Genomic DNA, 25,410 nt, shown 5'->3' on the forward strand with positions numbered 1-25,410 from the left:
GGCGCGAGGCCCGCGATGCGCGGGCGCGGGGATGTCCGGCGCGCCGGCTCAGTTCGGCGGAGACGGGGCGGGCTGCGGCGCCGGCTGCGGCGGAGAGATGCGCCCGCCGGGCGAGGTGCAGGCGCCCCCGTACTCGTCGCGCTTGGTGATGTCGTAACAGCAGTAACCGTCGTCGTACTCGGGCTCGCTGTCGACCGACTCGACCTCGCCGCCGCACGAGTCGCTTCCGAAATACGCGAGCGCCTCTTCCTGGGAGGGGCATGCCCGCCCGTTCTCGGTCCACTCGATCTCGGTGTATTCGAAGCACCCGACCTTGTCGCACCCCGTTGTCGCGAGGGTGAGCGCCAGGGCTGCGAGCTGGAGGGCCCGGACCGGACAACGCGCGAGGGCCGAACGGATCGTCGAGATCATGGATTCTCCCGGACACACGGGCGCTGCGCGCGCCCAGAGCAAGCATACTCCGGTTCGGACGAAGCCGGCTGCCCCGGAGAGGAGCGAGCAGGCTCCCGTCGCGCGGCGGCGTGCGCCTCGCCTCGCCTCGCCGCGCGCGCAGCGGACGCCGCGCCTTCTGGTCGATCCGGACCGGGTGGAGTACACGACAGCATGACGACCGGAGAGCAGGGGGCCCGGGTGGTGCGCGCGCCGCGGGGAAGCGAGCGGAGCTGCAAGGGGTGGATCCAGGAGGCCGCGCTCCGGATGCTCCACAACAACCTCGATCCGGAGGTCGCGGAGCGCCCCGACGATCTCGTGGTCTACGGCGGCACCGGGAAGGCGGCGCGATCGTGGGAGGCGTTCGACGTGATCGTCCGCGAGCTCCGGGAGCTCGCGGACGACGAGACGCTCCTCGTGCAGTCGGGCAAGGCGGTGGGCCGCTTCCGCACGCACCCGGACGCGCCCCGCGTGCTGCTCGCGAACTCGAACCTCGTGGGCCGGTGGGCGACGTGGGACGAGTTCCGCCGGCTCGAGGCGCTCGGCCTGACCATGTACGGGCAGATGACCGCGGGCTCCTGGATCTACATCGGCTCGCAGGGCATCGTGCAGGGCACCTACGAGACGTTCGTCGCCGCGCGGAAGGCGCACGCGGCGCGCACCCCGGGCGGCGGGCGCTGGGTGCTCACCGCGGGGCTCGGCGGCATGGGCGGCGCGCAGCCGCTCGCCGCGACCATGGCGGGCATGGCCTGCCTCGGCGTCGAGATCGACCCGGCGCGCATCGAGAAGCGGCTCCGCACCCGCTACGTCGACGAGCGCATCGACGATCTCGACCGCGCCCTCGACGCCGTCCTCGAGAGCGTCCAGCGCGGGGCGCCGCGCTCGATCGCCCTCTGCGGCAACGCCGCCGACGTCTACCCGGAGCTCGTGCGCCGCGGCGTCACGCCCGACCTCGTCACCGAGCAGACCGCGGCGCACGATCCGCTCGTCGGCTATATCCCGCCGGGGCTCACGCTCGAGCAGGCGGCGGCGCTCCGCGCCCGCGATCCCGGGGAGTACGTCGCGCGCGCGAAGGCGGGGATGCGCAGGGAGGTCGAGGCGATGCTCGCGATGCAGCGGCGCGGGGCCGAGGTCTTCGACTACGGCAACAACATCCGCACCTGCGCGATGGAGGCGGGCGCCGAGGGCGCGTTCGCGATCCCCGGCTTCGTGCCGGCGTACGTGCGCGAGCTGTTCTGCCAGGGCAAGGGCCCGTTCCGGTGGGTCGCGCTCTCGGGCGATCCCGAGGACATCCTCGCCACCGACCGCGCGGTGCTCGAGGCGGTCCCGGGCGACGCCGATCTCCGCCGCTGGATCGAGCTCGCGGAGCAGAAGATCGCGTTCCAGGGGCTCCCGTCGAGGATCTGCTGGCTCGGCTACGGCGATCGCGCGAAGGTCGGGCTCGCCTTCAACGAGCTCGTCCGGGCCGGCCGGGTGAAGGCGCCGATCGTGATCGGGCGCGACCACCTCGACTGCGGGTCGGTCGCGTCGCCGTTCCGGGAGACGGAGGCGATGAAGGACGGCTCCGACGCGATCGCCGACTGGGCGATCCTCAACGCGCTCGCGAACACGGCGGGCGGCGCGTCGTGGGTGAGCTTCCACCACGGCGGCGGCGTCGGGATCGGCAACTCGCTGCACGCCGGGATGGTGATCGTCGCCGACGGCACCGAGGCCGCTCGGCAGCGGCTCGAGCGGGTGCTCACCATCGATCCGGGGATGGGGATCATCCGGCACGCCGACGCGGGCTACGAGACGGCGATCCACGTCGCGGAGGAGAGGGGGGTCCGGGTGCCGCACCGGGCGGGGTGACCGGCTCCGCCGCGCCCTCGAGGGCGCGCAGCCGCGCGATCTCCTCCAGGTAGCCGCGCCGCTCCTTCGCGAGCGGCGGCAGCTCGATCACCGCCGGGACGCGCGCGAGCCGCGCGTCGTTCGCGAGGCGCCAGAACGGCGCGAGCCCCATCTCCCCGTCGCCGACGCGCTCGTGCCGATCGACCCGCTGGCCGAGCCCCGCCTTCGAGTCGTTCACGTGCATGCACCGCAGCCGATCCAGCCCGAGCAGCCGGCCGAAGTCGCTCCAGAACCGCGCGTAGCCGGCCTCGCTCCGGAGGTCGTGCCCCGCCGCGAAGGCGTGCTGCGTGTCGACGCAGACCCCGAGCCGCGACCCCTCCGGCCCGGCGCGCTCGATCATCGCGGCGATCTGATCGACGCGGTGGCCGAGGGTCGACCCCTGCCCGGCCGTGTTCTCGATGCACAGCTGCGCGCGGAGCCCCTTCCCGCGAGAGAGCACGATCGACAGGCTCTCGCCGATGCGGTCGAGGCCGGCCTCCTCGCCGAGGCTGCGGTGCGCGCCCGGATGGAACACGACGAAGTCGATCCCGAGCGCGTCGCACCGCGCGAGCTCCTGGAGCAGCGCTTCCCGCGAGCGCTCGAGGATCGTGGCGTCATCGGCGCACAGGTTGATGAGGTAGCTCGCGTGGGCGAGTGTTCGGCCCGCGCCCGCGCCGGCCCAGGCCGCGCGCGCGGCGCGAAACGCGGCGATCTGCTCCGCGCTCAGCGCCGGCTCCCGCCACTGGCCCGAGACCTTGGTGAAGATCTGCACCGCCTCGCAGCGGTCCTCCCCCGCCAGCGCGATCGCGCGGTGAAGGCCGCCAGCCACGGACTCGTGCGCGCCGAAGATCATGGGCCGCACTGCTTGGGGCGCTTCCCCGCCGCCGGCAAGGCATTGCCCCGAGCCCGCCGGATCTGCCACGGCCCCCGCCATCCGCGCGCGCCCGCGCGGCCTCATGCGCCCCCCTGCATGAGGGCAACGCCCGGGCCGCCTCGTCCGTCCGCTGCGACGACCCCGATTCCGCGAGCAAATCGAGCAAACCGCGTGCCGGGGCGGCGCGAACCCCGGTTCGCGGCACCTCACCCTTGACGCGTTCCTGCCCAGGCGCGAATTGAGCGGCCTTCCTGGAGTCTCGATGAGCCATATGGGTGTTACGAACGGGGCCGGCGCCGGAGAGGCAATGCCGGGGTCGCCGGGTGCGGCCAAGGGCGAGGAAACCGCGGCGGCCCCGCCGCTGATGCCGTCGCACGTGCTCTCGGGCAAGCGGCTCGTGGTGGTCGGAGGGACCGGCTTCCTCGGCAAGGTCTGGCTGGCCATGCTGCTCGCGAGGTTCCCGGAGATCGCCCACATCTACCTGCTCGTCCGGGCCAAGGAGAACCAGTCGCCGGAGGAGCGCTTCTGGTCGCAGATCGTGACCTCGCCGGTCTTCGACCCGATCCGCGAGCAGTACCCCGGGCCCGCCTTCGAGGAGTACCTGCGGCAGAAGATCACGCCCATGAACGGCAACGTCGGCCTGCCGCTGCTCGGGCTGGGCGACCGCGTGGGGGAGCTCACGGGCAACATCGCCGCGGTCGTGAACGTGGCCGGCGTCGTCGACTTCAACCCCCCGCTCGACGAGGCGCTCGAGGTCAACGCGTTCGGCATCAGCAACCTCGTCGAGCTCGCGCGGACCCTCGGGGCCAAGGTGATGCACACGAGCACCTGCTTCGTCGCAGGCTACCGCTCCGGGCTCATCGAGGAGAACCACCCGGCCGAGATCCCCTTCCCCCGCGCCGCGGGCGAGACGTGGTTCGGCGCCGCCTGCCCGAAGCGGACGCTCGATCGGTCGCACTGGGATCCGCAGCGCGAGATCAGCGAGTGCCTCGACCTCGTGCAGCAGGCGCGCCAGCGGTGCGAGGATGCCTTCCGGCAGAGCGCCTTCCTCGACGAGGCCAAGGCCAACCTGGCCGCGCGCAGCGAGCCGTGCCGGGGCAGCGCGCTCGAGAACGAGCTCGCCAGGGTGAAGCGCAAGTTCATCAAGGACCGGCTCATCGAGGCCGGCAAGGAGCGCGCGCTCTTCTGGGGGTGGACCAACATCTACACCTACACGAAGAGCATCGGCGAGCAGGTCCTCGCGGGCTCTGGGCTGCCCTTCACCATCGTCCGCCCCGCCGTCGTCGAGACCGCCGTCGAGTTCCCGTTCACCGGCTGGAACGAGGGGATCAACACCTCGGCGCCGTACCTCTACCTCGCGTCGAAGGGGCAGGTGCAGTTCCCGGGCGACCACGACGTGCGGCTCGACCTCATCCCGGTCGACATGACCGCGAGCGGCATGATCGCCTCGCTCTGCGAGCTCATCGAGGGCCGCGCGCCCGCCGTGTACCAGTACGGATCGGCCGACACGAACGGCTGCCGCGTGACGCGCTACCTGGAGCTCGCCGGGCTGTACAAGCGGCGGCAGGTGTTCGAGGGGAAGAAGACCGCGCTCTTCGACATCGTGTCGTCCCGCTTCGAGCCGCGCGGGCTGACCCGGCAGCAGTACGGCGCGCACGGCGCGCGGGCCATCGAGGGCGCGCTCCGCGGCCTGGGCGGCCTGCTCAAGACGGCGAGCGTCGGCCCCGCCGCGGCCCTCCTCAAGCCGGCGGCGGCCGCGCTGGAGAACGCCGCCAGGACCGAGCAGAAGACGGCCACGCTCCTCGAGGTCTTCATGCCGTTCGTCGCGGAGGGCGACTGGGTCTACTCCTGCGCCAACACGCGCGCGGCGATGGCCCGCATGCCCCCCGAGGAGCGGGCGCGCTTCGTCTGGGCGCCCGAGAAGATCGACTGGCGCGACTACATCTGGAACGTGCACCTCCCCGGCCTGGAGAAGTGGGCCTTCCCGCTCATGGAGGAGATGCTCCGCCGGGAGATCAAGCCGCTCCGGCCCTACGACAGCCTGGTCGACCTGCTCGACGAGGTCGCCGAGCGCTTCGATCACGCGCTCTCGGTGCAGCGCTTCGAGCAGGACGGGCTCTCGCGCACGAGCTACCGCGAGCTCCGCGACGCGGCCTGCATGACCGCCGCGCGCCTCGCCGCGCTCGGCGTCCGCCGCGGCGATCGCGTGGCGCTCTCCGGCGCGAACCAGCCGGCGTGGCCCATCGCCTACTTCGGCATCCTCCGCGCAGGCGCCGTCGCCGTCCCGATCGATCCCGGGCTCGACGCGGAGCCGTTCGCGGACGTCCTCCGCTCGTCGACGGCGAAGGTCGTCCTCTGGGACAGCGGCGTGGCGGAGAAGCTCGGCGCCGACGTGCGCGCGGCGCTGCCGAACCTGGTCGCCTTCGACATGGTCGGGTTCGCCGAGGGCCACGTGCCCGACCTGGGCCCGGCGTCCGGCGACGGGCTCGCGCCCCCGGACGTGCGCGTGGGGAGCCAGGACGTCGCGAGCGTCGTCTACACGAGCGGCACGACCGGGGAGCCGAAGGCCGTGCTGCTCACGCACGGCAACTTCACGGCGCTGCTGGCCTCGCTGGCGCCGCTGTTCCCGCTCAAGGCGAGCGACCGCGTGCTCAGCGTGCTGCCGCTCCACCAGACCTTCGAGGTCACCTGCGGCCTGCTCCTGCCGCTGTCGCAGGGCGCGCGGATCATCTACCTCGACGAGGTCTCGGCCGATCGGGTGAGCGACGGGCTGAAGAAGGCGCGCGTCACGGCGATGGTCGGCGTGCCCGCGCTCTGGCAGATGCTGGAGCGCCAGATCGTCGCCAGGGTGAAGGAGCAAGGGCCCGCCGCGGCCACCGCGTTCAGCTGGGGCATGGAGCTGAACCGCATGCTCGGCAAGCGCCTGGGCCTGAACGCGGGGCGCCTCTTCTTCGGCAGCGTCCACGAGGCGCTCGGCGGCAACGTCCGCTTCCTCATCTCGGGCGGCGCGGCGCTCCCCAGGGACACGGCCGCCGTGTTCAAGGGGCTCGGCCTGCCGCTCGCCGAGGGCTACGGCCTGACCGAGGCGGCGCCGCTCCTGACCGTCACCAGGCCCTCGCCGGCGGCGAGCCCGGGGAACGTCGGCAAGCCGATCCCGGGGGTGAAGATCAAGATCGCGAGCCCGGACGCGAACGGCGTCGGCGAGGTGCTCGCGCGCGGCCCCAACGTGATGAAGGGCTACGCCGACGACCCGGAGGCGACCCAGGCCGCGCTCGACGCGGACGGGTGGCTCCGGACGGGCGATCTCGGCAAGCTCGACAAGCAAGGGCGGCTCGTCCTCGTCGGCCGGCAGAGCGAGGTCATCAGCGCGGCGAAGGGCGAGAACCTGTACCCGGCCGACATCGAGCGAATGCTCGGCAAGGTCGAGCACGTCAAGGAGCTCGCCATCGTCGGGATCGACAACGGCCGCGGCGGCGAGCAGGTCGCCTGCCTCGCCGTCCCCAAGGCGCCCGGCGCGAAGGACGGCGAGGGCGACCCGGCGCTCGCGCGGGCCACGCAGCACGAGCGCGCGCTCGACGCGCTCCGGACCGCGATCCAGGCGCTGCCCAAGCCGTGCCACCCCATGGCCGTCCACCTCGACGAGGCCGACCTGCCCCGCACCGCGGCCGGTCAGGTGAAGCGCTCCGAGGTGAAGGCGATCGTCACGCGCCTCGCCGCCGAGGCCGCCGCGGCCGGCGCGGGCGCGGCGGCCGTCGCGCAAGACGCCGGCGCGGCGATCGCTGAGCCGAAGGCGCACGGCGTGGGCGACGAGCCGATCCACATCCCCCGCCCGGTGGCCGACTTCGCCAAGCACTGGATGAACAAGGTCCAGTCCGGCTTCTACGGGAACGTCATGCGCCCGAAGGTCTACGGGCGCGCGTTCATCCCGCACAACCGCAACACGATCGTCGTCTCGAACCACGCGAGCCACCTCGACATGGGCCTCGTGAAGTTCGCGCTGGGCAGCTACGGGGACGGCCTCGTCTCGCTGGCCGCGCAGGACTACTTCTTCGAGGGCAACCGCTGGCGGCGCGCCTACTTCGAGAACCTCACGAACCTCGCGCCCTTCGACCGCAAGGGCGGCCTCCGCACGGCGCTGCGCCAGACCGGCGAGATCCTGGACCGCGGGCGGACCGTGCTGCTCTTCCCGGAGGGCACGCGCAGCCCCGACGGCGGCATCCTCGAGTTCAAGCCGGCGATCGGGCACCTCGCGCTCACGCACAACGTCGACATCCTGCCCCTCTACCTGGGCGGCACCTTCGAGGCGCTCCCCAAGGGGCGCACCGTCCCGATCCGCCGCGAACTCGTCGCGCGCATCGGGCCGCCGCTCGCGATCGGCGACCTCCGGCGGCTCACCGCCGGGATGAAGTACGCGGTGGCCTGCCGCAAGGTCGCGGAGCTCACGCAGCTCGCCGTCATCAAGCTCAAGGAGGGCGGCGCCCTCGATCTGAGCCGGGTCGAGAGCATCGATCAGGCCGCCACCACCACCAAGGAGCACCCGCTCACGGTCCTGTTCCGCGAGCTCGAGTCGAGATACGTGGCGGGGCGGGTCAACCAGCCGATCACCTACTACGTGACGCTCGGCACGGAGGACGAGGCGAAGTGGACGCTGCGGATCGACGCGGCCAGCTGCGAGGCGCGGATCGGTAAGCCGAGCCAGCAAGCGGACTGTGTCCTCAAGACCACGCCCGAGATATTCACCAAGATCGTCCGCGAGGCCTACACACCGAGCCCGATGGAGTTCATGACGGGCCTCGTGAAATCGAACGACATCTCCCTCCTGCAGACCTTCCAGAAGGTTTTCGACCTCGCATGAGCCGCTATCTCGTCACCGGCGCGACCGGTTTCCTGGGATCGCACCTCGTCACGGCGCTCCGTGGGGGTGGCCATGACGTGGTGGCGCTCTGCCGGGCAGAGGCGCCCGCGCTCACCGCGCACGGCGTGGCGCTTCGCCGCGGAGACATCCTCGACGCGGCGTCGGTGCGCGGCGCCGCCGAGGGCTGCGACGGGGTCTTCCACTGCGCCGGGCGCGTCTCGCGGCGCCGCGAGGACGCCGAGGCGCTCTACAGGACGCACGTCGAGGGGACCAAGATCACCCTCGACGCCTGCCGCGACGCGGGGGTGAAGCGGGCGGTGATCGCGAGCACGAGCGGCGTCGTCGCGGTCAGCAAGGACCCGAACGACGTCCGCGACGAGACGGCGGCGACGCCGATCGATCTCATCGCCGGCTGGCCCTACTACCGCTCGAAGCTGTACGCCGAGCGCGCGGCGTTCGATCGCAGCGGGCCCGGCTTCGAGGTCGTCGCCGTCAACCCGAGCATCCTGCTCGGCCCGGGCGACGTCCACGGCGCCTCGACCGGGGACATCGTGAGCTTCCTCGAGCGCCGGCTCCCCTTCACCCCCGCGGGCGGCCTCTCCTTCGTCGACGCCCGCGACGCGGCCCAGGGCATGGCGCTGGCGATGGACAAGGGCCGCCCGGGCGAGCGCTACCTGCTCGGCGCCGCCAACATGAGCCTGGAGGTCTTCTTCCGCCGCCTCGCGCGCATCTCGGGCGTCCCGGCCCCCGCCCTGCGGCTGCCGCGGAGCATCGCGCTCGCGAAGGCGGGCGCGCACCTCATCGAGCAGGCGCGGAAGCGGCTGCCGTTCGATCTGCCGGTCGATCCGGTGTCGGCCGAGATGGGCCAGCACTTCTGGTACCTCGACGCGACGAAGGCCCGGCGCGAGCTCGGCTGGACGCCGCGCGACCCGCTCGAGACCCTCGCGGACACGGTCGCCGATCTGCGCGCCCGCGGCGTGGTCTGGCCGCAACCGTAGGTGGAGCGCGGCGCGCGGCCTCGTCGCACCGGGCCGATCCCGGCTCAGATGGCCCGGCGCAGCGGGGTCGGCGGGAACAGGTCCTTCATGTCGAGCGGGAGCTGACCGCGGAACCCCTCGATCTCCCCCGCGGACACGCTGTCCGCGACGGCCTCGCAGATCGCCTGCAGCACGAAGCCGGCGGCCTCGCGGTCCATGCGCAGCTCGCGCGCGACGTCGGCCTCGATGGTCGCCGTCGTGATGCGCTTGTCCGGCCCGTCGAGGAACGGCTCGAGCGACGGGTGGAGCTTCGAGGGCAGCTGCGCGACGAGGTGCCGCGCCTCCTGGGGCGTCACCCTGCGGCAGAGGCAGCCGAGGACGATCTGCAGCGCGAGCTCCGCGCGGTCGCGCTGCTGGAGGCCGCTGTGGCGCTCGACGGCGTGGATCAGCCGGCCATAGGCGCTGTCGGCGCGCGCCTTGCGCCGGGTGAGGGCGCGCACGCGGCCGTGCGAGCGCTCCGGGCGCGCGGTCCCCTCGGGGTGCAGCGCGCCTTCCGGCTTGAACCGGGCGGCCACCTCGAGCTGCGCCTTCACGACGGAGCCGGCGGCCTCCGCGTCGATGGCCCCATCGGCGAGCAGATCGTCGAGGGTCACGAGGCCGACGGGCCGCCCTTGCTCGGTCACCGGCACGCGCCGACACGCATGATCGCGCATGGTGCGCACGGCGTCGTCGATCGACGCGTCGAGCTCGAGCGTCGCGATCTCGTCCGACATGATGTCGCGCAGCGTCGTGCTGCGCGCGTCGAGGTCGCCTGCCACGATCTCCAGCGCGATATCGCGGTCGGTGACGATGCCGGCGAGGCGCTGGCCGTCGTGGACCAGGATCGCGCCGACGTGGTTGTCCATCATCGCCCTCACGGCGTCGTAAGCGGTCGAGCGGGGGCTAAGAACGATCATTCTCGGGCGTCGGTACTCTTCGAGCGACATGGCGAGTCCCTCCCCTGGGCAGCGCGTTCGAGGTTGTGCGCGGGTACGCCAGGGCACGGCTAGCCAGAACGGTACCAACCGAGATGGCGCGCGTGGCCGGCGGGGGGACGCGGCGCGCGGGATCGCCGATCGCCGCCGCGAGCGGGCGAGTGAGAGCCTGTCGCGCCGCCGGCGCGAGGGGCGAAGCTGCTCGTCAGCGGATCGCGCCGCGCGCCTGCGGCGCCGCACCGGCGCCGCCGCTCGCCTGCGTGCCCAGCGCGCTGCGCGCCTGCTTGGTCGCGGGCGCGACCGGCGCGAGCCGCACCATCCGGTGCAGGAGCCCGTCGACCCGCTGCAGCCAGCCGCGCCAGGCGGCGTACTGCGCCACCGGGATGGTCGACTGATCGAGGATCACGCGCTCCTTCACCACCACGGCGTTCTTGCCGGGCACCCTCGCGAAGGAGATCGTCGCCCGCCCGAACGCGCCGCCGTTCTCGTCGCCGCCCGGCGGGAGCTCGGCGAACGCGTACCCGGGCGGGGCGGTGATCGTGATCGTCCGGCTGTGGTGCCGCGGCGCGAAGCTCGGCGGCAACACGACCGGCAGCGTGCGCTTCACGAGCGGCGCGAGCTGCGACGTCATCGTGGACGCCCCCGAGAGCGGCACGGCGAGCTCCGCGCCCTCGCGGCGGGCGAGCCCCTCGGAGCGCGCCTCGTACTCGAGCGTCGCCGCCCCGTGCGGGAGATCGGCCTGGAACGCCACCTTGGGCTTCACGTCGACCGTCGGGAACCAGCCGTACGCGAGGTACTGCTCGACCCACTGCGCGCGCGCGTCGGCCTCCGCCAGGTTCGACCGGAGCTCGAACGCCGCGTCGCCGATGTGCCGCTCCTTCGCCGCGAGCTCGCCCGCGCCGGAGGGGAGCAGCGCGATCGTCCACGCGGCGTCGACGCCGTGATCGGCGGGCGAGCTCGCCGGCGTCTCCACGATCTTCGGCGGCCCCTCGTCGACGAACAGCGCCAGCGTGCGCGCGTCCATCGCCGGCAGCGGCCCCAGGCGGCTCTGCGGGCTCGTCGCGTCGAGCCACAGGCCCGGCGCGCCGCCCGCGCCCGGGAGGTAGGCGATGCCGTGATCGAACACCGGGATCGCGGCCACCTCGCTCCGGAGCAGCGAGGGCTGGCCCGTGTAGCGCGTCTGCACCAGCACCTCCGTCGCCTCGATGCCGATCGACTTGAGCAGCGTGATGAGCAGCATCGCCTTGTCGTCGCAGTCGCCCTGGCGCCGCGCGAGGAGCTCCTGCGGGCGGTTCGGCAGCCACCACTCGCCCGACACGAAGTTCACGTACCGGATGTCGTCCGCCACGAAGTCGAAGAGCGCCCGCAGCTTTGCCTCGCGCGTGGCCTTGCCCCTGGTGAGCTCCGCGGCGAGCCGGCGGACCTGATCGTCGGGCTCCATGAAGCCGGCGACCGCGCCCCGGTACCACTCCCGGAAGTCGTGCCAGCCGTGGAACGTCGAGCCCACGACGACCGGCAGCACCTCCGCGAGGTGCGGGGCGAGCGGCTCCTCGGGCACCTCGGGCGGGTCGTCCCAGATGTACCGCGTCACCTGGCGGCCGTCCTTCTCGGACCTGAGCACCCGCTCGGCCTTGCCGTTCAGCACGTCGATCGCCAGGGGGTCGCTCGCCGGCGAGTCGACGACGACCTCGTTGTAGAGGATCGGCCGCGTGTCGGTCGAGCCGACGTAGTCGATGAAGTAGAACGGCGCGTCGCCCCGGCGGCCGACGGGGCCCCGGGTCCACGAGCGCACCGCGACCTCCACCACGTCCCCCGCCTTGAGCTCGGGCCAGCGCACGAACGGCTTCTGCCCGCCCGCGCCCTGCTCGTCCGGCTGCGCCACCGTGCCGTCCTTGCGGTGGACCCGCGCGAACAGGAGCTCCGTGTCCTCCCCCTCGGCCGGGATGTCGCGCTCGTAGAGATCCTGATCGGTGCGCGGCTCGATGACGATCTCGCGCGCGTAGTGCATGAGCTGCGAGACGCGCTTGTCCGGGTGGTACGTCACGACGCGCACCCAGTGGAGCTGCCGGTCGGCCACCTCCCCCTTCTTCGCCGGGGTCTGCCGCCCGCGTGCGAGGAAGACGCCGGGCGCGACGATGTGCTGCTCGTCGCGCATGCGCTGCCGGCCCGGCGCGCCGGCCGAGCCCTCGCCGAGGCGGAGCGCGAGCTCGGCCTTGAGGTACGGATCGCCGGGCGTTAGGTCGCGCGCCCGCGCGAGCGCCGACGTGGCCACGCGCGACGCGGCGGCCGTCGGCCGCGCGCCCGCGCCGATCTCCCGCACCGCGGCGAGCGCCTGGAACGCGGCGGGCTGGTTCGGCGCGACCTGCGTCGCGTACGACAGCACCTCGCGCGCCCACGCGACGCGGCCCGCGTCGTGGAGCGCGCGGCCGATCCGGATGACGTCCTCGGCCGACGTCTGCTGCGCGAGCGCCCCGGCGGCCGCCACCTCCAGCGCGGCGCCGCCGTCGGGCTCGAACGCGAGCACGTAGGGCGCGCCCCGCGACTCGGGCGCGATCTCGGCGAGCCGGCGCGCGGCCCGCAGCTCGAGCGCCGGGTCCAGCCGGGCCGCGGCCGCGATCTCCTGCCAGACGACGACCGGCGTCCGGTCCTTCCGCTCGCGCTCGACCGCGAGCAGCTCCTCGAGCCCGGCCCGCGCGAGCCCCGCCGTCGCGAGCTTCTTCTTGACGAGCGCCCTGAGGACGCGCGCCTCGGGATCGCGCGCCGAGCGCAGCGGCGCCTCGCGCAGCGCGGCCGCGGCCCAGTCGACCCGCTCCGAGGCGAGGTGGGCGGCGACCAGCCGGCGCTGCGCGAACGCCGCGGTGGCGCGGTCCTTCTCGGCGAGGCCGCGCGCGCGCGCGGCCTCGAGCCAGCCGCTGCGGTTCGCGCCGAACGGCGACACCCAGCCCGCCAGCGCGAGCGCGTCGGCGGAGATCCCGGGCGACCGCGTCACGCGGTCGAGCAGCCCGGGCGCGCGGGGCGACCGCTGGTCGTCGGCGCCGCCGAGCGTGCGCGCCACGACGGCCGTGAGGGTCTGATCGACCGACTGCGACGCGCCCGCGTCGAGCGCCCTGTCGAGCGCCGTCGCGACGGCGGTCGCGGCGCGAGCGCCCGGAGGCGGGGCCGGCGGCGGCTTGAGCGGCGTGAGGTCCGACGAGGTCGCGAGCACCACGGGCCGGCGGTCCTCGCCGGTGAAGCGCACGCGGACGCGCCCCTCGTCGGCGATGGCCCCGGTGCACACCTTGAGGGCGAGCAAGTGATCGCCGGCGGGCGCCTCGATGCGCGCGGCGATGCGGTCGAGCACGAGGCGCTCGTGCGCCGCGTCGCTCGCGGCGACGTCGACGCCGTCCCACAGGAGCCGCACGGCGCCGGTCGCGGCGACGTGGGCGAGCATCGGCTTGCGATCGAGCGCGGCCGGGACGGTCACGCGCGAGGCGAGGTACGTGCAGGTCTCGGTGCGCGGGTGGATGTAAAGATCGAGCGGCACGCCGCGCGCCGTCGACGCGGCGGGCAGCACCCTGCGCCACGCGACGTCGTACACCCCCCAGGCGTAGCGGGCGCTCATGTCCGAGAAGCGCTGGCCTTCGGCCTCGGGCCCCTCGCGGAGCACGAGCCCGCCGCCCGAGTTGTCCTGGAACGGGCCGAGGACGGCGAACGCCTTGACGAGCCCGGACGGGTCCGGGGGCGCGTCGTACGAGACGGCGCGCGCGCCCGGCCACGTCGCCGCCGGCGGCTCCGGGGCGAGCGAGGCGGCGAGCCAGCGCGCCTCATCGGCGAGCGGAGACGAGGACGCCCCGATCTGCGCGAGGCCTTCCCGTGCGCGGCCCTGCGCGGCGCGGTCCGCGAGCGCGGCCGCGATCACGAGCCCGGCGAACGCGTCGTCGCCGCCCCGCCGCGCCCGGGTCAGCGCCGCGCCGAGCATCTCGTCGGGCGTCGCGGCGGTCCACCGCGGCGCCAGCACGATGGGCGCGCGCTTGCCGGACGCCGGCGCGCTGCCCGCCGCGGGTGCGCTCGCGCCCGCCTTCGCGCCCCCGGCTCGCGGCGCCGGCGCGCTGCCCGCCGCGGGTGCGCTCGCGCCCGCCGTCGCGCCTCCCGGACGCGGCGACTGGGCGTTGCCCGCCGCGGGCGCGGCGGCGATCGCGAGCAGCGCGGCGAGCCACCCGCCCCCGCGGAGCGCGCGGGCGCGCGCGCGTCGATCTCGTCCTCGTCGATCCCGTCGATCTCCCCCCGGCGAGCTGCGCTCCATCGAACCTCGCTTCCCCGCCACGGCATAGCGCGGGCCCGATCGCGGCGCGAGCGCGGCGCGAGCGCGGCCGCGCCGCGCGCGCCGCACCCGCGCGCGAACTTGGCCGGCGAGCCCGCGCCCCCCTACCCTGCGCGCATGCACCGCGCTTCACGATGGCTGCTCTCGGCGGTGATGGCCCTGACCACGCTCACGGCCTCGCCAGCGTCGACCTTCGCCCGCGACACCAAGATCGAATGGAAGAGCGTCGACGTGCCCGCGGGCGAGGGCCAGGCCCAGCGGGCTCGAGCGCTGCGGGGCATGCTCTCCAGCGCCGCGAAGAAGGCGGACTTCGGCAAGGCGAAATCGGTCGTGCTGAGCGCGCGTGTCGTCGAGTTCACCTCGGCCACGCGGGGCGACGTCCACCGCGTGAGCTGCACCGTCGTCGGCCGCGTCGTCGGCGGCCCCACCGCCCGCTCGCACATCTCGTTCGGCGGAAGGCCCAGCGAGCGACAGGCGCTGGAGAAGCAGGTGCTCGCCATGGTCGCGAACGGCGTCGTCGGCCGGCTCGCCGCGATCGTCCGCGCCCGCGCGCACGACTGACGCGCGCACGACGGAGCCGACCTGCTCCGCCGCGGGATCGCGCCGCGCCCCGCTCGACCCTCCACGGAATCTGGACTACGACGGCCCGCACCTCATGGAACTGGACCGGATGGTGAGCGAGCTCTTCCAGGAGGAGGAGCTCGCTCGCGCCACGGCGAAGAAGCTGATCGAGCTGGCGCAGCGCTCCGCGGACGAGGCGAGCGCCGAGCGCGCGAGCCTGCTCGCGTTCCTGCGCGGGCCGATGGAGCGGCACATGCGCTACGAAGAGACCGCCATCTTCCCGCATTTCCAGGCGCGCGGGCTCGCCGAGGAGGTCCAGGTGGCACTGAAGCAGCACGCCGCCGTGCGTGAAGCGACCGACGCCCTGGCGGGCGTTGCGCAGGGCGGCGACGTCGCGCGGGCCATCGTCGATGTCGCCCGGTTGCTCCTGCACCATACAAATTTCGAGGGCGACTACATTTATCCAGAGCTCACTCACGACGAATGGCGCGAGCTGATAAAGGAAACCGCTCCGCAAGGCATCTGAGGTGGTACGCATGAACTCGACACGGATGTTGTCCTCGACGTAGGCTTTTGCCGCCGTGTCTATTGCAGCTGGTCAGGTGCTGAGCGAGCGCTACCGCCTCATCCGACCCGTGGGGCAGGGCGCGCAGGCCGCGGTGTGGGTCGCCGAGCACCTGGCGCTCGGCACCCATGTCGCGGTCAAGCTCATCGATCTGGAGCTCGCGAAGCAGGAGGACGCGCGCGAGCGGTTCCGCCGCGAGGCGACGGCCGCCGCGCAGCTGCGCAGCGCGCACGTCGTGCAGATCATCGATCACGGCATCGACGGGGAGCAGCCGTTCATCGTGATGGAGCTGCTCGAGGGTGAGGACCTCTTCGATCGGCTCGCGCGCCGGCGCCGCCTCTCGCTCCAGGAGACGTCGAAGATCGTGACGCAGGTCGCGCGCGCGCTCACCCGCGCGCACGGGGCCGGCATCGTGCACCGCGACCTCAAGCCGGAGAATTTTTTCCTCTGCGCGAACGAGGACGACGAGATCGTCAAGATCCTCGACTTCGGCATCGCCAAGGTGAAGGGGCAGGGGAAGCGGGTCGCCCAGCGCACCAGCGTCGGTACGCTCATGGGCACGCCGCACTACATGAGCCCGGAGCAGGTGAAGGGGCTCCGGGAGGTCGACTACCGCGCGGATCTCTGGGCGCTCGGCGTGATCGCTTACCAGTGCGTGACGGGCGAGCTCCCGTTCGACAGCGAGGGGGTGGGCGACCTGCTGATCAAGATCTCGCTCGGCGAGATCCCGGTCCCGTCGAGGGTGAACCCGGAGCTGCCGCCGAGCTTCGACGGGTGGTTCGCGCGCGCCTGCGACCGCGACCCGTCGCGGCGCTTCAGCAGCGCGCGCGATCTCGCGGAGTCGCTCGCCCGCGTCGCCGACCTGTCGACCGAGGCCCCGAGCAGCATCCGATCGCCGCAGCCGCCGCCGCCGCTGCCGCCCCGGGCCTCGCCCACGCGCCCGCCGGCGGCCCCGCCGCGGCCGGCGACAGGCTCGGTGATCCCGAAGGCGCCGCCGCTCCCCCGGGTGGCCGACCCCACGGGCGCCGCCTCGCCGCGATCGTCCGAGCGAGGATCGGGCGAGCCGCCGGCGGACATGGCGGCCGCTCCGTCGTCGGCCAGGCCGAGCGCGAGGATCCCCGCGGCGCCGAGCGAGCGGCCGCAGGCGCCGCCGCGGCTCACCGAGCGGCCTCCGCTCAGCGAGCGCCCGCCGCTGTCGTCTCGGTTCGGCGAGCGGCCTCTCGCACCGCCGCGGGCCACCGAGCGACCTCCGGCGCCGCCTCGGCCCACGGCGCGGCCTCAGACGCCGTCGCTGGCGCAGATCGGCGAGCAATCACCGGGCTCGCCCGAGCTCGGCGAACGGCCGCCGCTGAGCCAGCGGCCGCCGCTCTCGGCTCGGCCCGGCGATCGACCTCCGGCGCCGCCGCAGCACGGCGACAGCGCAGCGCAGAAGCCGCCGGTCGCTGCCGAAACACCGGTCGCTGCCGAAACACCGGTCGCTGCCGGGACACCGGTCGCTGCCGAAACACCGGTCGCTGCCGAAACACCGGTCGCTGCCGGGACACCGGTCGCTGCCGGGATAACGGTTCCTGCTGAGACGCCGGTCGCTGCCGAGACGCCGGTCTCCGCGCAGCCGAGCAGCGGATCGTCCGCGACGACAGACGGCGCCAGCGCCCCGCCGGGCGCGCCTGCACCGGCGCTGGTGCCCAGCGACACGTTCCGGAAGGCCGCCGACAGCGCGTCCTCGCTCGTCGATGTCGACATCGACGAGTTCGAAGAGGACGCGATCGACACCGACGTGGACGAATCCTGGACAGCGCCGGCCGCATCCGCAGCGCTCGCTCCGCGCGCAGACGCAACGCCGGCCGAGCCCGCGGCCCAGGCGCCGGCCGAGCCCGCGGCCCAGGCACCGGCCGAGCCCGCGGCCCAGGCACCGGCCGAGCCCGCGGCCCAGACGCCGGCCGAGCCCGCGGCCCAGGCGCCGGCCGAGCCCGCGATGGCCGCGCCGCAGAGCGGCGTACCCGTCGCGCCAGGCGCCACGGCCGAGCCGCCGCTCTCCTCGCAAACGCCACACGTGCTCTCGCCACAACAGGCCGATCCGCGCGCGATCGCCCCGGAGCGCGAGGCGCCGCCGAGCCAGGACCCGTCGTCGGAGAGGCTCCGCGACAACGTCAGGCGAGCGGTCGCCGGGGCGGGCGCGGCTGCCACGCCCCCCGCCTCGCTGCGCGAGCCGCCCCCGCTCGATCCGCCGCTCGCCCCTCGGGCTCGCGCGTTGCCCTCCGGCCAGTCGCCGGACCAATGGATGAAGGGGTCCAGCGTGAGCGGGGTGGCGCACGAGGCGCGCGAGAGCGTGCTTCCGGAGTTCGACCCCGGCTCACGTCGGCGCCGGCGCGCCCGCCTGGCAGCCCTCGCGCTGGTGGCCCTGGCCGGCGTCGTCGCGTGGCAGATGGTCGTCCGCTCGCAGCGCCTGCCGCAGAGCACGCCGGCGGCCGAGAGCGAGGCCCCGCCGCCGCCCGCCGTCACGGCAGAGCCCGCGCCGCCGCAGGAGCCCACGCCCCAGCCGACCGTCACGGCGCCGGCCGTGGAAACGGCCACGGCCACGTCCGCGCAGCCGTCGGCCAGGGCCGCCGCGACGACGCCGCCGCGGAAGCGGCGCCCGCCGCCGCCGCCACCGCCGAAGAAGCCGCGGAAAGAGCCGGCCAAGGTGGACGACCTGACGATCGAGATCCCGACCCCCCCGGAGCCGGCCGAGGCGGAACCGACCTCACCAGCAGAGTCGCCGCCTCCGGCCGGATCGCCCCAGGGCGATCCGGCCCCGCATGCAGAGTGAAGCGTGGAAACGACTGCATACCAGCAATACTCTGAAGAATCCGGAGACTGGTTGAGGAAGGGGAGGGCCCGGCTGCTGGCCCATCTGGTGCGCGAGTTCGGCCCGGAACGGCGGCCGCTCGAGCTGCTGGAGGTCGGCGCCGGGGTCGGCCAGAACCTGAGCGTCCTCGCGGAGTTCGGGGCCGTCGACGCCAACGAGGTGAGCCCTCTCGGACAGGAGGCCATCGCGAAGGCCGGCGCGGCGAGGACGCTCTACGGCACATCCATCCCGTTCCAGCTCGACCGACGCTATGACGTGATCTGCGCCCTCGATGTCATCGAGCACATCGAGGACGACCGCGCCGCTCTCCGGTGGATCCATGATCACCTGAGCCCTGGCGGGATCTTCGTCGCCACGGTGCCCGCGTATCCGTGGCTGTTCAGCGACCACGACCGCGCATTGCAGCATTTCCGCCGGTACACGGCTGGCAGCTTCCGCGCCGCGCTGCCGGCCGAGCTCCACGTGGAAGCTTGCGCCTACTTCAACCAGCTCCTCTTCCCTGCCGCGGTCGGCTCGCGCGCCGTCTGGAGCGCCGCGCGCAAGCTGCGCCCTCGCAAGACCAGCATGAAGCAGCCCTCGCCGAAGTCGGGCCTCGCTTCCTCCGCGCTCGAAGCCGTCCTCGGTGCCGAGGTCGACCTCATCGCGCGCGGCTACCGGCCGAGCTTCGGCCTGTCGGTCTTCTGCGTGGCGAAGCGCTGGGCCGCATGAAGGACGGATCCGCGTCGCTCGCCGATCTCCCCAGCACCCCGACCACCGGCGCCCCGCCCGCTCCCCCGAGGATCTCGGCGGATCCGCCCGAGCCCGCGCCCGGCCCGCCGCAGCGGATCGGAGGCCCGCTCGCCAGGGTGCGCGCGGCGCTGCGCCCGGTCATGGTCGTCGCCGCTGCCCTGTTCATCGGGCTCGCCGCGCGGGACCTCGCTCGCAGGTGGGAGAGCGGCGCGCCGATCGACATCCGTCCCGCGTTCGTGGCGCTCTCGGTGCTGCCCCTCGCGCTCGGCCTCGTCGTGCTGGGGCTCGCCTGGGCCTTCATCCTGGAAGAGCTGACCGGCCGGCCCATCCCTCGCTGGCCGGCGATCGCGCTGCACGTCGAGTCGCAGGCGGCGCGGTACATCCCCGGCAAGGTCGGCGTGCCGCTGTTCCGCATGCTGGGAGCGCCGCGCATCGGGGCGACCAGCGCGGAGGTGGGGTCGTCCTTCGCGATCGAGTTCACCAGCTTCATCGCGGTCGGCGCGATGGTGGGGTTCGGCCTGCTCGCGGCGGGCGGCGAGCAGTTTGCGGGCGCGAACGCGCTCATCGGTCGATGGAGGCTGCCCGTGCTCCTCGCCCTGGGCGCGGTCCTCGTCGCGCTCATGACCGTGGATCGTGCCCGCGCGCCCGAGCGCGTCCGCAAGCTCCTCGCGCCCGAGGGGCGCGGGCCGCTCATGCCGGTGCGATTGCCGCTCGTGCACGCGGTGTACTCGCTGACCTGGGCCGCGCACGGCGCGTGCGCCGCGCTCGCCGTCGGCGCGACGCCGGGCGCGGCGCTCGGTGGCTCGGGCCTGTTCGTGCTGGCGCCCATCGCCGGTTTCCTCGCGATGGCCACGCCGGGCGGCATCGGCGTGCGCGAGGCGCTGCTCTCCGTGGGCCTCGCCCCCGCCGTCGGACCCGCCGCGGCGCTGGGCGCCGCGCTCATCTCGCGCGCCACCTCGCTCGCCGTGGACGTGGGCGGCTTGCTCATCGCGCGGCTGCTTTGCCGACGCGCCGCGCCTCGCTAGGATGCGCCCCCTCTCATGCTGGCCCGCCTGCGTGCTGCCCTGAACTCCGACTCCCCCCTGGCCCGCTTCTGTGCCGCCCTTACGTCCGGCTCGCCCCGGGAAAGGCTGCTGCGCAACGCCTTCGCGGCCGTCGCATGCCTCACGGGCCTCGTCGGCTACGCGCTCGTGGTCCACGCGCATATTCCGGTCCAGCACTGGCTCCTGTGGCGGCTCGCGCCGCTCTGGGGCTATTCGCTGCTGTTCCTGCTCTCCAGCCTCGGCATCGGCCTCGTGCTGTTGCGCCGGGTGCTCCGCCTCGCGCACTTGCCGCCGGTCGAAGAGGGCCTGTTCGGCATGACGCTCGGCAGCATCGCCTTCGTCTTCGGCATGTACCTCGCGGGCGTGGTCGGCTGGATCCGCCCCTGGTACGGGCTCGTGATGCCGGCGGCCCTCTTCGCGGGCGGCCTCCTCGAGCTGCCACGCTGGCTATCGCGGCTGAAGCACGATCTCGACGCCTCGACGACGCCGAAAGGGGCGATGCGCTGGCTGTGGCTCACGGCCACGGGCGTCGGCGGCATGTGCCTCGTGCTCCTCTACCTGTTGTCGCTGACCCCGGATTCCATCAGCTTCGACGCGACCTGGTACCACCTGCCGATCGGGCAGGACTATGCGCGCGCCGGCCGCATCGTGCCGTTCTACGGCGACGTGAACCGCTCGTTCCCCCACTTCGGGAGCATGCTCTACGCGTGGGGTTTCAGCGTCCCCGGGATGCTCGTGGAGCAACGGTGGATGATGGCGCTCCACCTGGAGTTCGTGTTCGTCCTGGGGAAGGTGGTCGGCGTCGCGGCGCTGGCGCGGTACCTGCTCCAGGGCGAACGCGTCCCTGGCCTCTGGGCGGCTTTCTTCCTGTTCCCGTCGCTGTTCGTCCAGGATCAGAACCCCGGCGGTTCGGCGGACCATTTCCTGGGCTTCTTCGCGGCGCCGGTCCTGCTCGCGTCCATGCGCTTCGCGGAGCGCTTCGACAGGCGGTATGCCGTCCTGCTCGGCGCGTCGCTCGGGGGCGCGATGCTGGTGAAGTACCAGGCGGTCTATCACCTGGCCATGGCGGCGGCGGTCGTCGTGCCGCGCGCCGCGTACCTGCTCGCGCGCGCGGCCTCCCGCGCCCTGAAGAAGCGCAGGCGGCCGCTGCTCTCGGCGCGCCGCGTCCTCGTGGCGGGGCTCATCGCGTCGGGCGTGGCGCTCGGCACGGCCGCGCCGCACTTCATCAAGAACACCATCTACCATAACAACCCCGTTTATCCGCTGGCCCAGCGCGTGTTCACGCGGTCGTACCCGCAGCACGCGCGCTCCGCGGAGTTCATGGAGAAGGCGTACCCCAACGCGCCTTACCTGCCCAAGGGGAAGGGGCTCGAGCGGCAGCTCATCGCGGCCGGCAACTTCTTCACGTTCTCGTTCTCCCCGCACTACTCGTTCACTCGCTACGTCCCCTCGATGGGCTCGCTCTTCACGCTGCTCTTGCCGATGCTGCTGGTCATCCGCGGTCGTCGCAGGCCGGCGCTCGCGGCCTGGGCGACGTTCGCCGGCGTCTGGATGTGGAGCAACACGTACACCGCGGACCGGTACCTGCAGGGCATGCTCGCGGTGCCGATCGCCGCCGCCGCCGCGCTGCTCGTCCGCACATGGCAGCTCGGGACCGTCGCGCGGCTCGGCCTCGTGCCGCTCGTGGTGTTCCAGATCGTGTGGAGCGGCGATGTGCCCTTCTACTCCGGCCCCCGCCGGCTGGAGAGCGCGCTCTCGCTGATCCGCTCCACGTACGAGAAGCGATGGACCGACGCGCAGCGGTTCAAGTTTCGCGCGGATCACCGCGCGATCAACCAGGCTACCCCGCCCGACGCGCGCATCCTCGCGCGCAACTACCGCACGACGCTCGGTATCGAGCGCGAGATCATCTTCGATATCCAGGCCTGGCAATCGCTCATCTTCTACGAGCCCGTGCGAGGGCCGGCCGAGCTCTACGCGCATTACCGGAGCGTCGGCGTCACCCACATCCTGTACCCGCCGAACCAGCGCCCGCCGGACACGCTCCAGGCCGCCGTGCTGTTCAACGAGCTCGTGCACCGCTACGCGACCGAGAAACGCCGCTTCGGCAGCCTCCAGCTCGTGACCATGCCGAAGGAGCCGCCGCCGGCCGACGAGCTGCCGTATCAGGTGCTCACGCTCGGCGCGCGGGGCTACACGGACGGGCTCTACCCGGTCGAGGCGCTCCACATCCTCCCCAAGCTCCAGCCGCCCCGGGGCCAGGAGCCCAAGCCCGCGCGGGCGTGGCCCAAGGACACGAACGCGCAGGCCGCGCTCCTCGACGCCGCGGAGGCGGTGGTGGTCGGCAAGAACGCCGCGCGGGGCAGCCGGAACGTGAAGCTGGACGGCGTGTTCTTCACGGCGGAGCGCTTCAAGAACTACACGGTCTACCTGCGGCAGAAGCGCGACACCTCCCGGGCGGAGCCGCCGCCCGAGCCCTCGGCCGCGGGCGCGCCGCCCAAGTCGGAGCCGGAGCCGGAGCCGGAGCCGGAGCCGACCGACGCTGTGGCTCCCCCGGAGGACGGCGATCTGGAGGACCCGGACGGCTGAGCTCCCGGCCCGGGGCTACGAGCGCTGTTCGACCAGCAGCCCGGTCCAGGGGGACCGGGCTCCTCACCTCGCGCTCGCTCGCGCCGGCTGCATCTGCTGGTTGTGCCACGGCTTCGCGCCCGTGGACTGGATCCCCTCCAGCCTGAGGGTCGGCTCCCGCTCCGCGAGCTCGGTCTCGATCCGGCGCACGCGCATCAGCACTTCCTCGACGAGGCGGCGGTTCGTCGCGATGAGCTCCGCGAGCAACGCCACGGCCACCAGGATGCACGCCATCACGACGGCGCCCGTGCCGACGATGAGCGACTGGATATAACCGCTGTAGTCCGGATTCCGCAGATAGAAGTAGAGGAACCGGACGCCGAGCGCGAAGCCGAACACGAGCAGCACCGTCGCGACCCAGCCCACGAGCTGCACAGGGCGGTACATCGCATAAGCCCGGAACATGACGGGACCGGCGCGGCGCAGGTAGTCGGGGATCGAACGAAAGAGCCGCGACTCGCGCGTCTTCGGGTTGGTCGTGATCTTCACGTTCGCGACGGCGAGGCCGCGGCGGCCTGCCTGGATCACGGTCTCCAGCGTGTAGGTAAAGCGGTTGTGCACGAAGAGCTGCAGCGCCGCCTTCCGGCTCACCGCGCGGAAGCCGCTCGGTGAGTCGGCCACCTCCGTGGCGGACAGGCGCCGGATGAGCCGCGAGCCCCACCGCTGCAGGACCTTCTTGAGCGGCGAGAAGTGCTCGATCCTATCTGTCTGCCGATCGCCGATCACCAGGTCGGCCCGGCCGTCGAGGATGGGCGCGACGAGCTTCGGGATCTCCGCGCCGCGATACTGGTTGTCCGCGTCGGTGTTCACGATGATGTCGGCGCCGAGCCGCAGGCACGCGTCGATGCCGGCCATGAACCCGGCGGCGAGGCCTCGATTCTTGGCGAAGCGGACGATGTGGTGGATCCCGAGCTGCTCGGCGAGCGAGCTCGTCCCGTCCGTGCTGCCGTCGTCAATGATGAGGACCTCGATCTCGTCCACGCCGTCGATCGACCGCGGCAGGTCCGCGAATGTCTGGGCGAGCGTGTCACGCTCGTTCAAGCAAGGGATTTGGATGATGAGCTTCACGGGCGATTTCGCGGCGCAGCGTAGCACGACGCGCGTCGAGAAATTCACCCCGGCGCGCAGCGGGCTCCCCCGCGACGCGAGGCTCCAGCGCGGGCCGGAGCGCCGCCCCGCTCGCGCTGAGCGCCGGGCGGCCAGCAGAGACCTGTCCACGCCGCTCCGCCGGTGCCCCGGGGCACCGTACATCGCGGAACATCACGGAACATCGCGGGGATGATGGCCCGCAGCCCTGCGCCGGGCCGGCGGGACCATCGCTCCGCTCTAGTTGAGCAGCTTCTTCGAGAGGTGCTTGACCGCCTCCTGCGCCGCGTTTCGCAGCGCGACCTCGACCGCCTTCGAGGACGTGTCGCCTCGCACGAGGATGGCGCAATTGTCCCCTTCAGCCTCGAAGGATGCGAGCGGTAGCTCTGTCGCCGCGGCTGCGGCGCGGATCGGCACCTGCACAGCAAGCGAACCGACCTCGAGCTCCACGAACCCCACCAGCTCCGTCTTGGATAGGTTCTGCATGGCTTCGAACGTGGGTCGCCCGCTGGGGCTTAGCAAGGTCAGGTTTTTCCTGCTTGTCGCTGGGATTGAGCTCCACGTGAAGAGGAAGAGCGCGGGAGCGTCGAGCGCATCGCCTGGCGGTCGGCGGTCGGCGGTCGGCGGTCGACGATCGGCATCGGCATCGGCGTGGGGCGCGGGCGCGCGACGCGGCGGCCGCCGGTCCGAACGTCGCGCCCGTCGCACCCATCCCGCGCGGCACGCGCGGCACGTTGACCGCGCGCTTCCGCACGGATGACCGCGCTCGCGTCAGTTCTTCAGGGAGGTCAGCTGGTCGGCCATGATGCTCCGGTGATTGCGGTAGACCTGAAGCACGATGGCCAGCGCGATCGCCGCCTCGCTCGCCGCGAGGACGATGATGAAGACCGTGAACACCTGGCCAGCCACGCCGCCGGCGACGAAGTGGTCGAACGCGATGAAGTTGAGCGCGGCGGCGTTGAGGATGAGCTCGACGCCGAGGAGGATGCCCACCGCGTTCTTCCGCGTCATGACGGTGAACAGCCCGAGCCCGAAGAGCACCGCGGCGACGCTGAGGTAATGGATGAGACCGACCTCCATCGCCTACTCCCTCTCCCAGGAGCGCCTGACGGCTCGACGCGCGAGCACGACCGCGCCGATCATCGCGGCGAGCAGCACGACCGAGCCGAGCTCGAACGGGAGCAGGTACTCTCCGAGGAACGCGTGCCCGAGCTTGGCGGTGGACGGCATCGCCGGCCTGGCCTCGGCGGGCCAAGGGGTCTGGGTCGCCACCCTGCCGAGCAGGAGCAGCACCGCCGTGACCAGACCGAACGCCACGGCCGGCCCGCCGCGCGGGTTCGAGATCTTCATCTCCGCGATGCGGCTCGTGAGCATCACGGCGAAGAGGATGAGCACGAGCGTGCCGCCGACATAGACGAGCACCTGCGTCGCCGCGATGAAGTCGGCCGAGAGCGTGACGTACAGCCCGGCGATGCCGAGGAACGTGCCGAGCAAGGCCAGCGCGGAGTGGATGATGTTCCTGGAGAACGCCACGAGCCCGGCCGAGCCGAGCGTCAGCGCGGCAAGCCCGAGGAAGACGAGTGCGCTCAGGGAGGGCATGGGGGGAGGGCCGCGACGTTAGACCGCGGCCGACCGCCCATCAAGGGTGACCCCTGCGCGTCGCACGCGGCGCGCT

17 protein-coding genes are annotated in these 25,410 nt (G+C 73.1%); 9 read left to right on the forward strand and 8 right to left on the reverse strand.

Annotation, left to right across the window (positions count from 1 at the left end; translation table 11 throughout):
• Positions 1-48 precede the first annotated feature (48 nt).
• Positions 49-411 (reverse strand): hypothetical protein, encoded by a 363-nt coding sequence (locus WMF27_RS40265; RefSeq protein ID WP_437763617.1) that lies wholly within the window; start codon positions 409-411, stop codon positions 49-51.
• 192 nt (positions 412-603) lie between these two features.
• Here WMF27_RS40265 and hutU point away from each other — a divergent pair, with 192 nt between their 5' ends.
• Positions 604-2,277, forward strand: coding sequence for a urocanate hydratase (gene hutU, locus WMF27_RS40270; RefSeq protein ID WP_437763616.1), 1,674 nt, complete (start codon positions 604-606; stop codon positions 2,275-2,277).
• Here hutU and WMF27_RS40275 read toward each other — a convergent pair.
• A complete protein-coding gene (locus WMF27_RS40275) occupies positions 2,192-3,148 on the reverse strand; it encodes a deoxyribonuclease IV (RefSeq protein ID WP_437763615.1) in 957 nt (318 codons plus the stop codon). The two genes, hutU and WMF27_RS40275, sit on opposite strands and share 86 nt — an antisense overlap.
• Before the next feature lie 292 nt (positions 3,149-3,440).
• Between WMF27_RS40275 and WMF27_RS40280 the strand changes: the two genes are divergently transcribed.
• Positions 3,441-8,024: an AMP-binding protein gene (locus WMF27_RS40280; RefSeq protein WP_437763614.1), complete on the forward strand. Its 4,584-nt coding sequence runs from the start codon at positions 3,441-3,443 to the stop codon at positions 8,022-8,024.
• Complete coding sequence (locus WMF27_RS40285; protein ID WP_437763613.1) at positions 8,021-9,022, forward strand: NAD-dependent epimerase/dehydratase family protein; 1,002 nt, start codon at positions 8,021-8,023, stop codon at positions 9,020-9,022. Before WMF27_RS40280 ends, WMF27_RS40285 begins: the two co-directional genes overlap by 4 nt.
• A gap of 44 nt (positions 9,023-9,066) precedes the next feature.
• Here WMF27_RS40285 and WMF27_RS40290 read toward each other — a convergent pair whose 3' ends face one another.
• A complete protein-coding gene (locus WMF27_RS40290; protein WP_437763612.1) occupies positions 9,067-9,987 on the reverse strand; it encodes a DUF2267 domain-containing protein in 921 nt (306 codons plus the stop codon).
• A 193-nt stretch (positions 9,988-10,180) separates the two neighbouring features.
• Positions 10,181-14,257, reverse strand: a complete 4,077-nt coding sequence (locus tag WMF27_RS40295; RefSeq protein WP_437763611.1) for a transglutaminase domain-containing protein — start codon at positions 14,255-14,257, stop codon at positions 10,181-10,183.
• 135 nt (positions 14,258-14,392) lie between these two features.
• Here WMF27_RS40295 and WMF27_RS40300 point away from each other — a divergent pair, with 135 nt between their 5' ends.
• From WMF27_RS40300 to WMF27_RS40325, 6 genes are all read left to right on the forward strand, one after another.
• A complete protein-coding gene (locus WMF27_RS40300; RefSeq protein WP_437763610.1) occupies positions 14,393-14,836 on the forward strand; it encodes a hypothetical protein in 444 nt (147 codons plus the stop codon).
• A gap of 94 nt (positions 14,837-14,930) precedes the next feature.
• Positions 14,931-15,362, forward strand: coding sequence for a hemerythrin domain-containing protein (locus tag WMF27_RS40305; RefSeq protein WP_437763609.1), 432 nt, complete (start codon positions 14,931-14,933; stop codon positions 15,360-15,362).
• 55 nt (positions 15,363-15,417) lie between these two features.
• On the forward strand, positions 15,418-18,210 hold the full coding sequence (locus tag WMF27_RS40310) for a protein kinase domain-containing protein (RefSeq protein ID WP_437763608.1): 2,793 nt from the start codon (positions 15,418-15,420) through the stop codon (positions 18,208-18,210).
• 51 nt (positions 18,211-18,261) lie between these two features.
• A complete protein-coding gene (locus tag WMF27_RS40315) occupies positions 18,262-18,957 on the forward strand; it encodes a class I SAM-dependent methyltransferase (protein ID WP_437763607.1) in 696 nt (231 codons plus the stop codon).
• Complete coding sequence (locus tag WMF27_RS40320; RefSeq protein ID WP_437763606.1) at positions 18,954-20,003, forward strand: lysylphosphatidylglycerol synthase domain-containing protein; 1,050 nt, start codon at positions 18,954-18,956, stop codon at positions 20,001-20,003. Before WMF27_RS40315 ends, WMF27_RS40320 begins: the two co-directional genes overlap by 4 nt.
• 15 nt (positions 20,004-20,018) lie before the next feature.
• Positions 20,019-22,610, forward strand: coding sequence for a hypothetical protein (locus tag WMF27_RS40325; RefSeq protein ID WP_437763605.1), 2,592 nt, complete (start codon positions 20,019-20,021; stop codon positions 22,608-22,610).
• A 63-nt stretch (positions 22,611-22,673) separates the two neighbouring features.
• Here WMF27_RS40325 and WMF27_RS40330 read toward each other — a convergent pair whose 3' ends face one another.
• From WMF27_RS40330 to WMF27_RS40345, 4 genes are all read right to left on the reverse strand, one after another.
• The gene (locus WMF27_RS40330) at positions 22,674-23,717 is read right to left on the reverse strand and encodes a glycosyltransferase family 2 protein (RefSeq protein WP_437763604.1); all 1,044 of its coding nucleotides are present in this window, start codon (positions 23,715-23,717) and stop codon (positions 22,674-22,676) included.
• A 258-nt stretch (positions 23,718-23,975) separates the two neighbouring features.
• Positions 23,976-24,221, reverse strand: coding sequence for a hypothetical protein (locus WMF27_RS40335; RefSeq protein ID WP_044967022.1), 246 nt, complete (start codon positions 24,219-24,221; stop codon positions 23,976-23,978).
• A gap of 285 nt (positions 24,222-24,506) precedes the next feature.
• Positions 24,507-24,815 (reverse strand): NADH-quinone oxidoreductase subunit NuoK, encoded by a 309-nt coding sequence (gene nuoK / locus WMF27_RS40340; RefSeq protein WP_272102053.1) that lies wholly within the window; start codon positions 24,813-24,815, stop codon positions 24,507-24,509.
• Positions 24,816-24,818: 3 nt separating this feature from the next.
• A complete protein-coding gene (locus tag WMF27_RS40345; protein WP_437763603.1) occupies positions 24,819-25,334 on the reverse strand; it encodes an NADH-quinone oxidoreductase subunit J family protein in 516 nt (171 codons plus the stop codon).
• Between the last annotated feature and the right edge of the window lie 76 nt (positions 25,335-25,410).

It is taken from the genome of Sorangium sp. So ce281, from assembly GCF_051527395.1.
In the GTDB taxonomy this organism is placed as follows: domain Bacteria; phylum Myxococcota_A; class Polyangia; order Polyangiales; family Polyangiaceae; genus Sorangium; species Sorangium cellulosum_B.

What these genes read in the sequence shown, in the direction of transcription:
- WMF27_RS40265 (WP_437763617.1), bottom strand. Translation starts at nt 411, where the DNA reads ATGATCTCGACGATCCGTTCGGCCCTCGCGCGTTGTCCGGTCCGGGCC.
- hutU (WP_437763616.1), top strand. Translation starts at nt 604, where the DNA reads ATGACGACCGGAGAGCAGGGGGCCCGGGTGGTGCGCGCGCCGCGGGGA.
- WMF27_RS40275 (WP_437763615.1), bottom strand. Translation starts at nt 3,148, where the DNA reads ATGATCTTCGGCGCGCACGAGTCCGTGGCTGGCGGCCTTCACCGCGCG.
- WMF27_RS40280 (WP_437763614.1), top strand. Translation starts at nt 3,441, where the DNA reads ATGGGTGTTACGAACGGGGCCGGCGCCGGAGAGGCAATGCCGGGGTCG.
- WMF27_RS40285 (WP_437763613.1), top strand. Translation starts at nt 8,021, where the DNA reads ATGAGCCGCTATCTCGTCACCGGCGCGACCGGTTTCCTGGGATCGCAC.
- WMF27_RS40290 (WP_437763612.1), bottom strand. Translation starts at nt 9,987, where the DNA reads ATGTCGCTCGAAGAGTACCGACGCCCGAGAATGATCGTTCTTAGCCCC.
- WMF27_RS40295 (WP_437763611.1), bottom strand. Translation starts at nt 14,257, where the DNA reads ATGGAGCGCAGCTCGCCGGGGGGAGATCGACGGGATCGACGAGGACGA.
- WMF27_RS40300 (WP_437763610.1), top strand. Translation starts at nt 14,393, where the DNA reads ATGCACCGCGCTTCACGATGGCTGCTCTCGGCGGTGATGGCCCTGACC.
- WMF27_RS40305 (WP_437763609.1), top strand. Translation starts at nt 14,931, where the DNA reads ATGGAACTGGACCGGATGGTGAGCGAGCTCTTCCAGGAGGAGGAGCTC.
- WMF27_RS40320 (WP_437763606.1), top strand. Translation starts at nt 18,954, where the DNA reads ATGAAGGACGGATCCGCGTCGCTCGCCGATCTCCCCAGCACCCCGACC.
- WMF27_RS40325 (WP_437763605.1), top strand. Translation starts at nt 20,019, where the DNA reads ATGCTGGCCCGCCTGCGTGCTGCCCTGAACTCCGACTCCCCCCTGGCC.
- WMF27_RS40335 (WP_044967022.1), bottom strand. Translation starts at nt 24,221, where the DNA reads ATGCAGAACCTATCCAAGACGGAGCTGGTGGGGTTCGTGGAGCTCGAG.
- nuoK (WP_272102053.1), bottom strand. Translation starts at nt 24,815, where the DNA reads ATGGAGGTCGGTCTCATCCATTACCTCAGCGTCGCCGCGGTGCTCTTC.
- WMF27_RS40345 (WP_437763603.1), bottom strand. Translation starts at nt 25,334, where the DNA reads ATGCCCTCCCTGAGCGCACTCGTCTTCCTCGGGCTTGCCGCGCTGACG.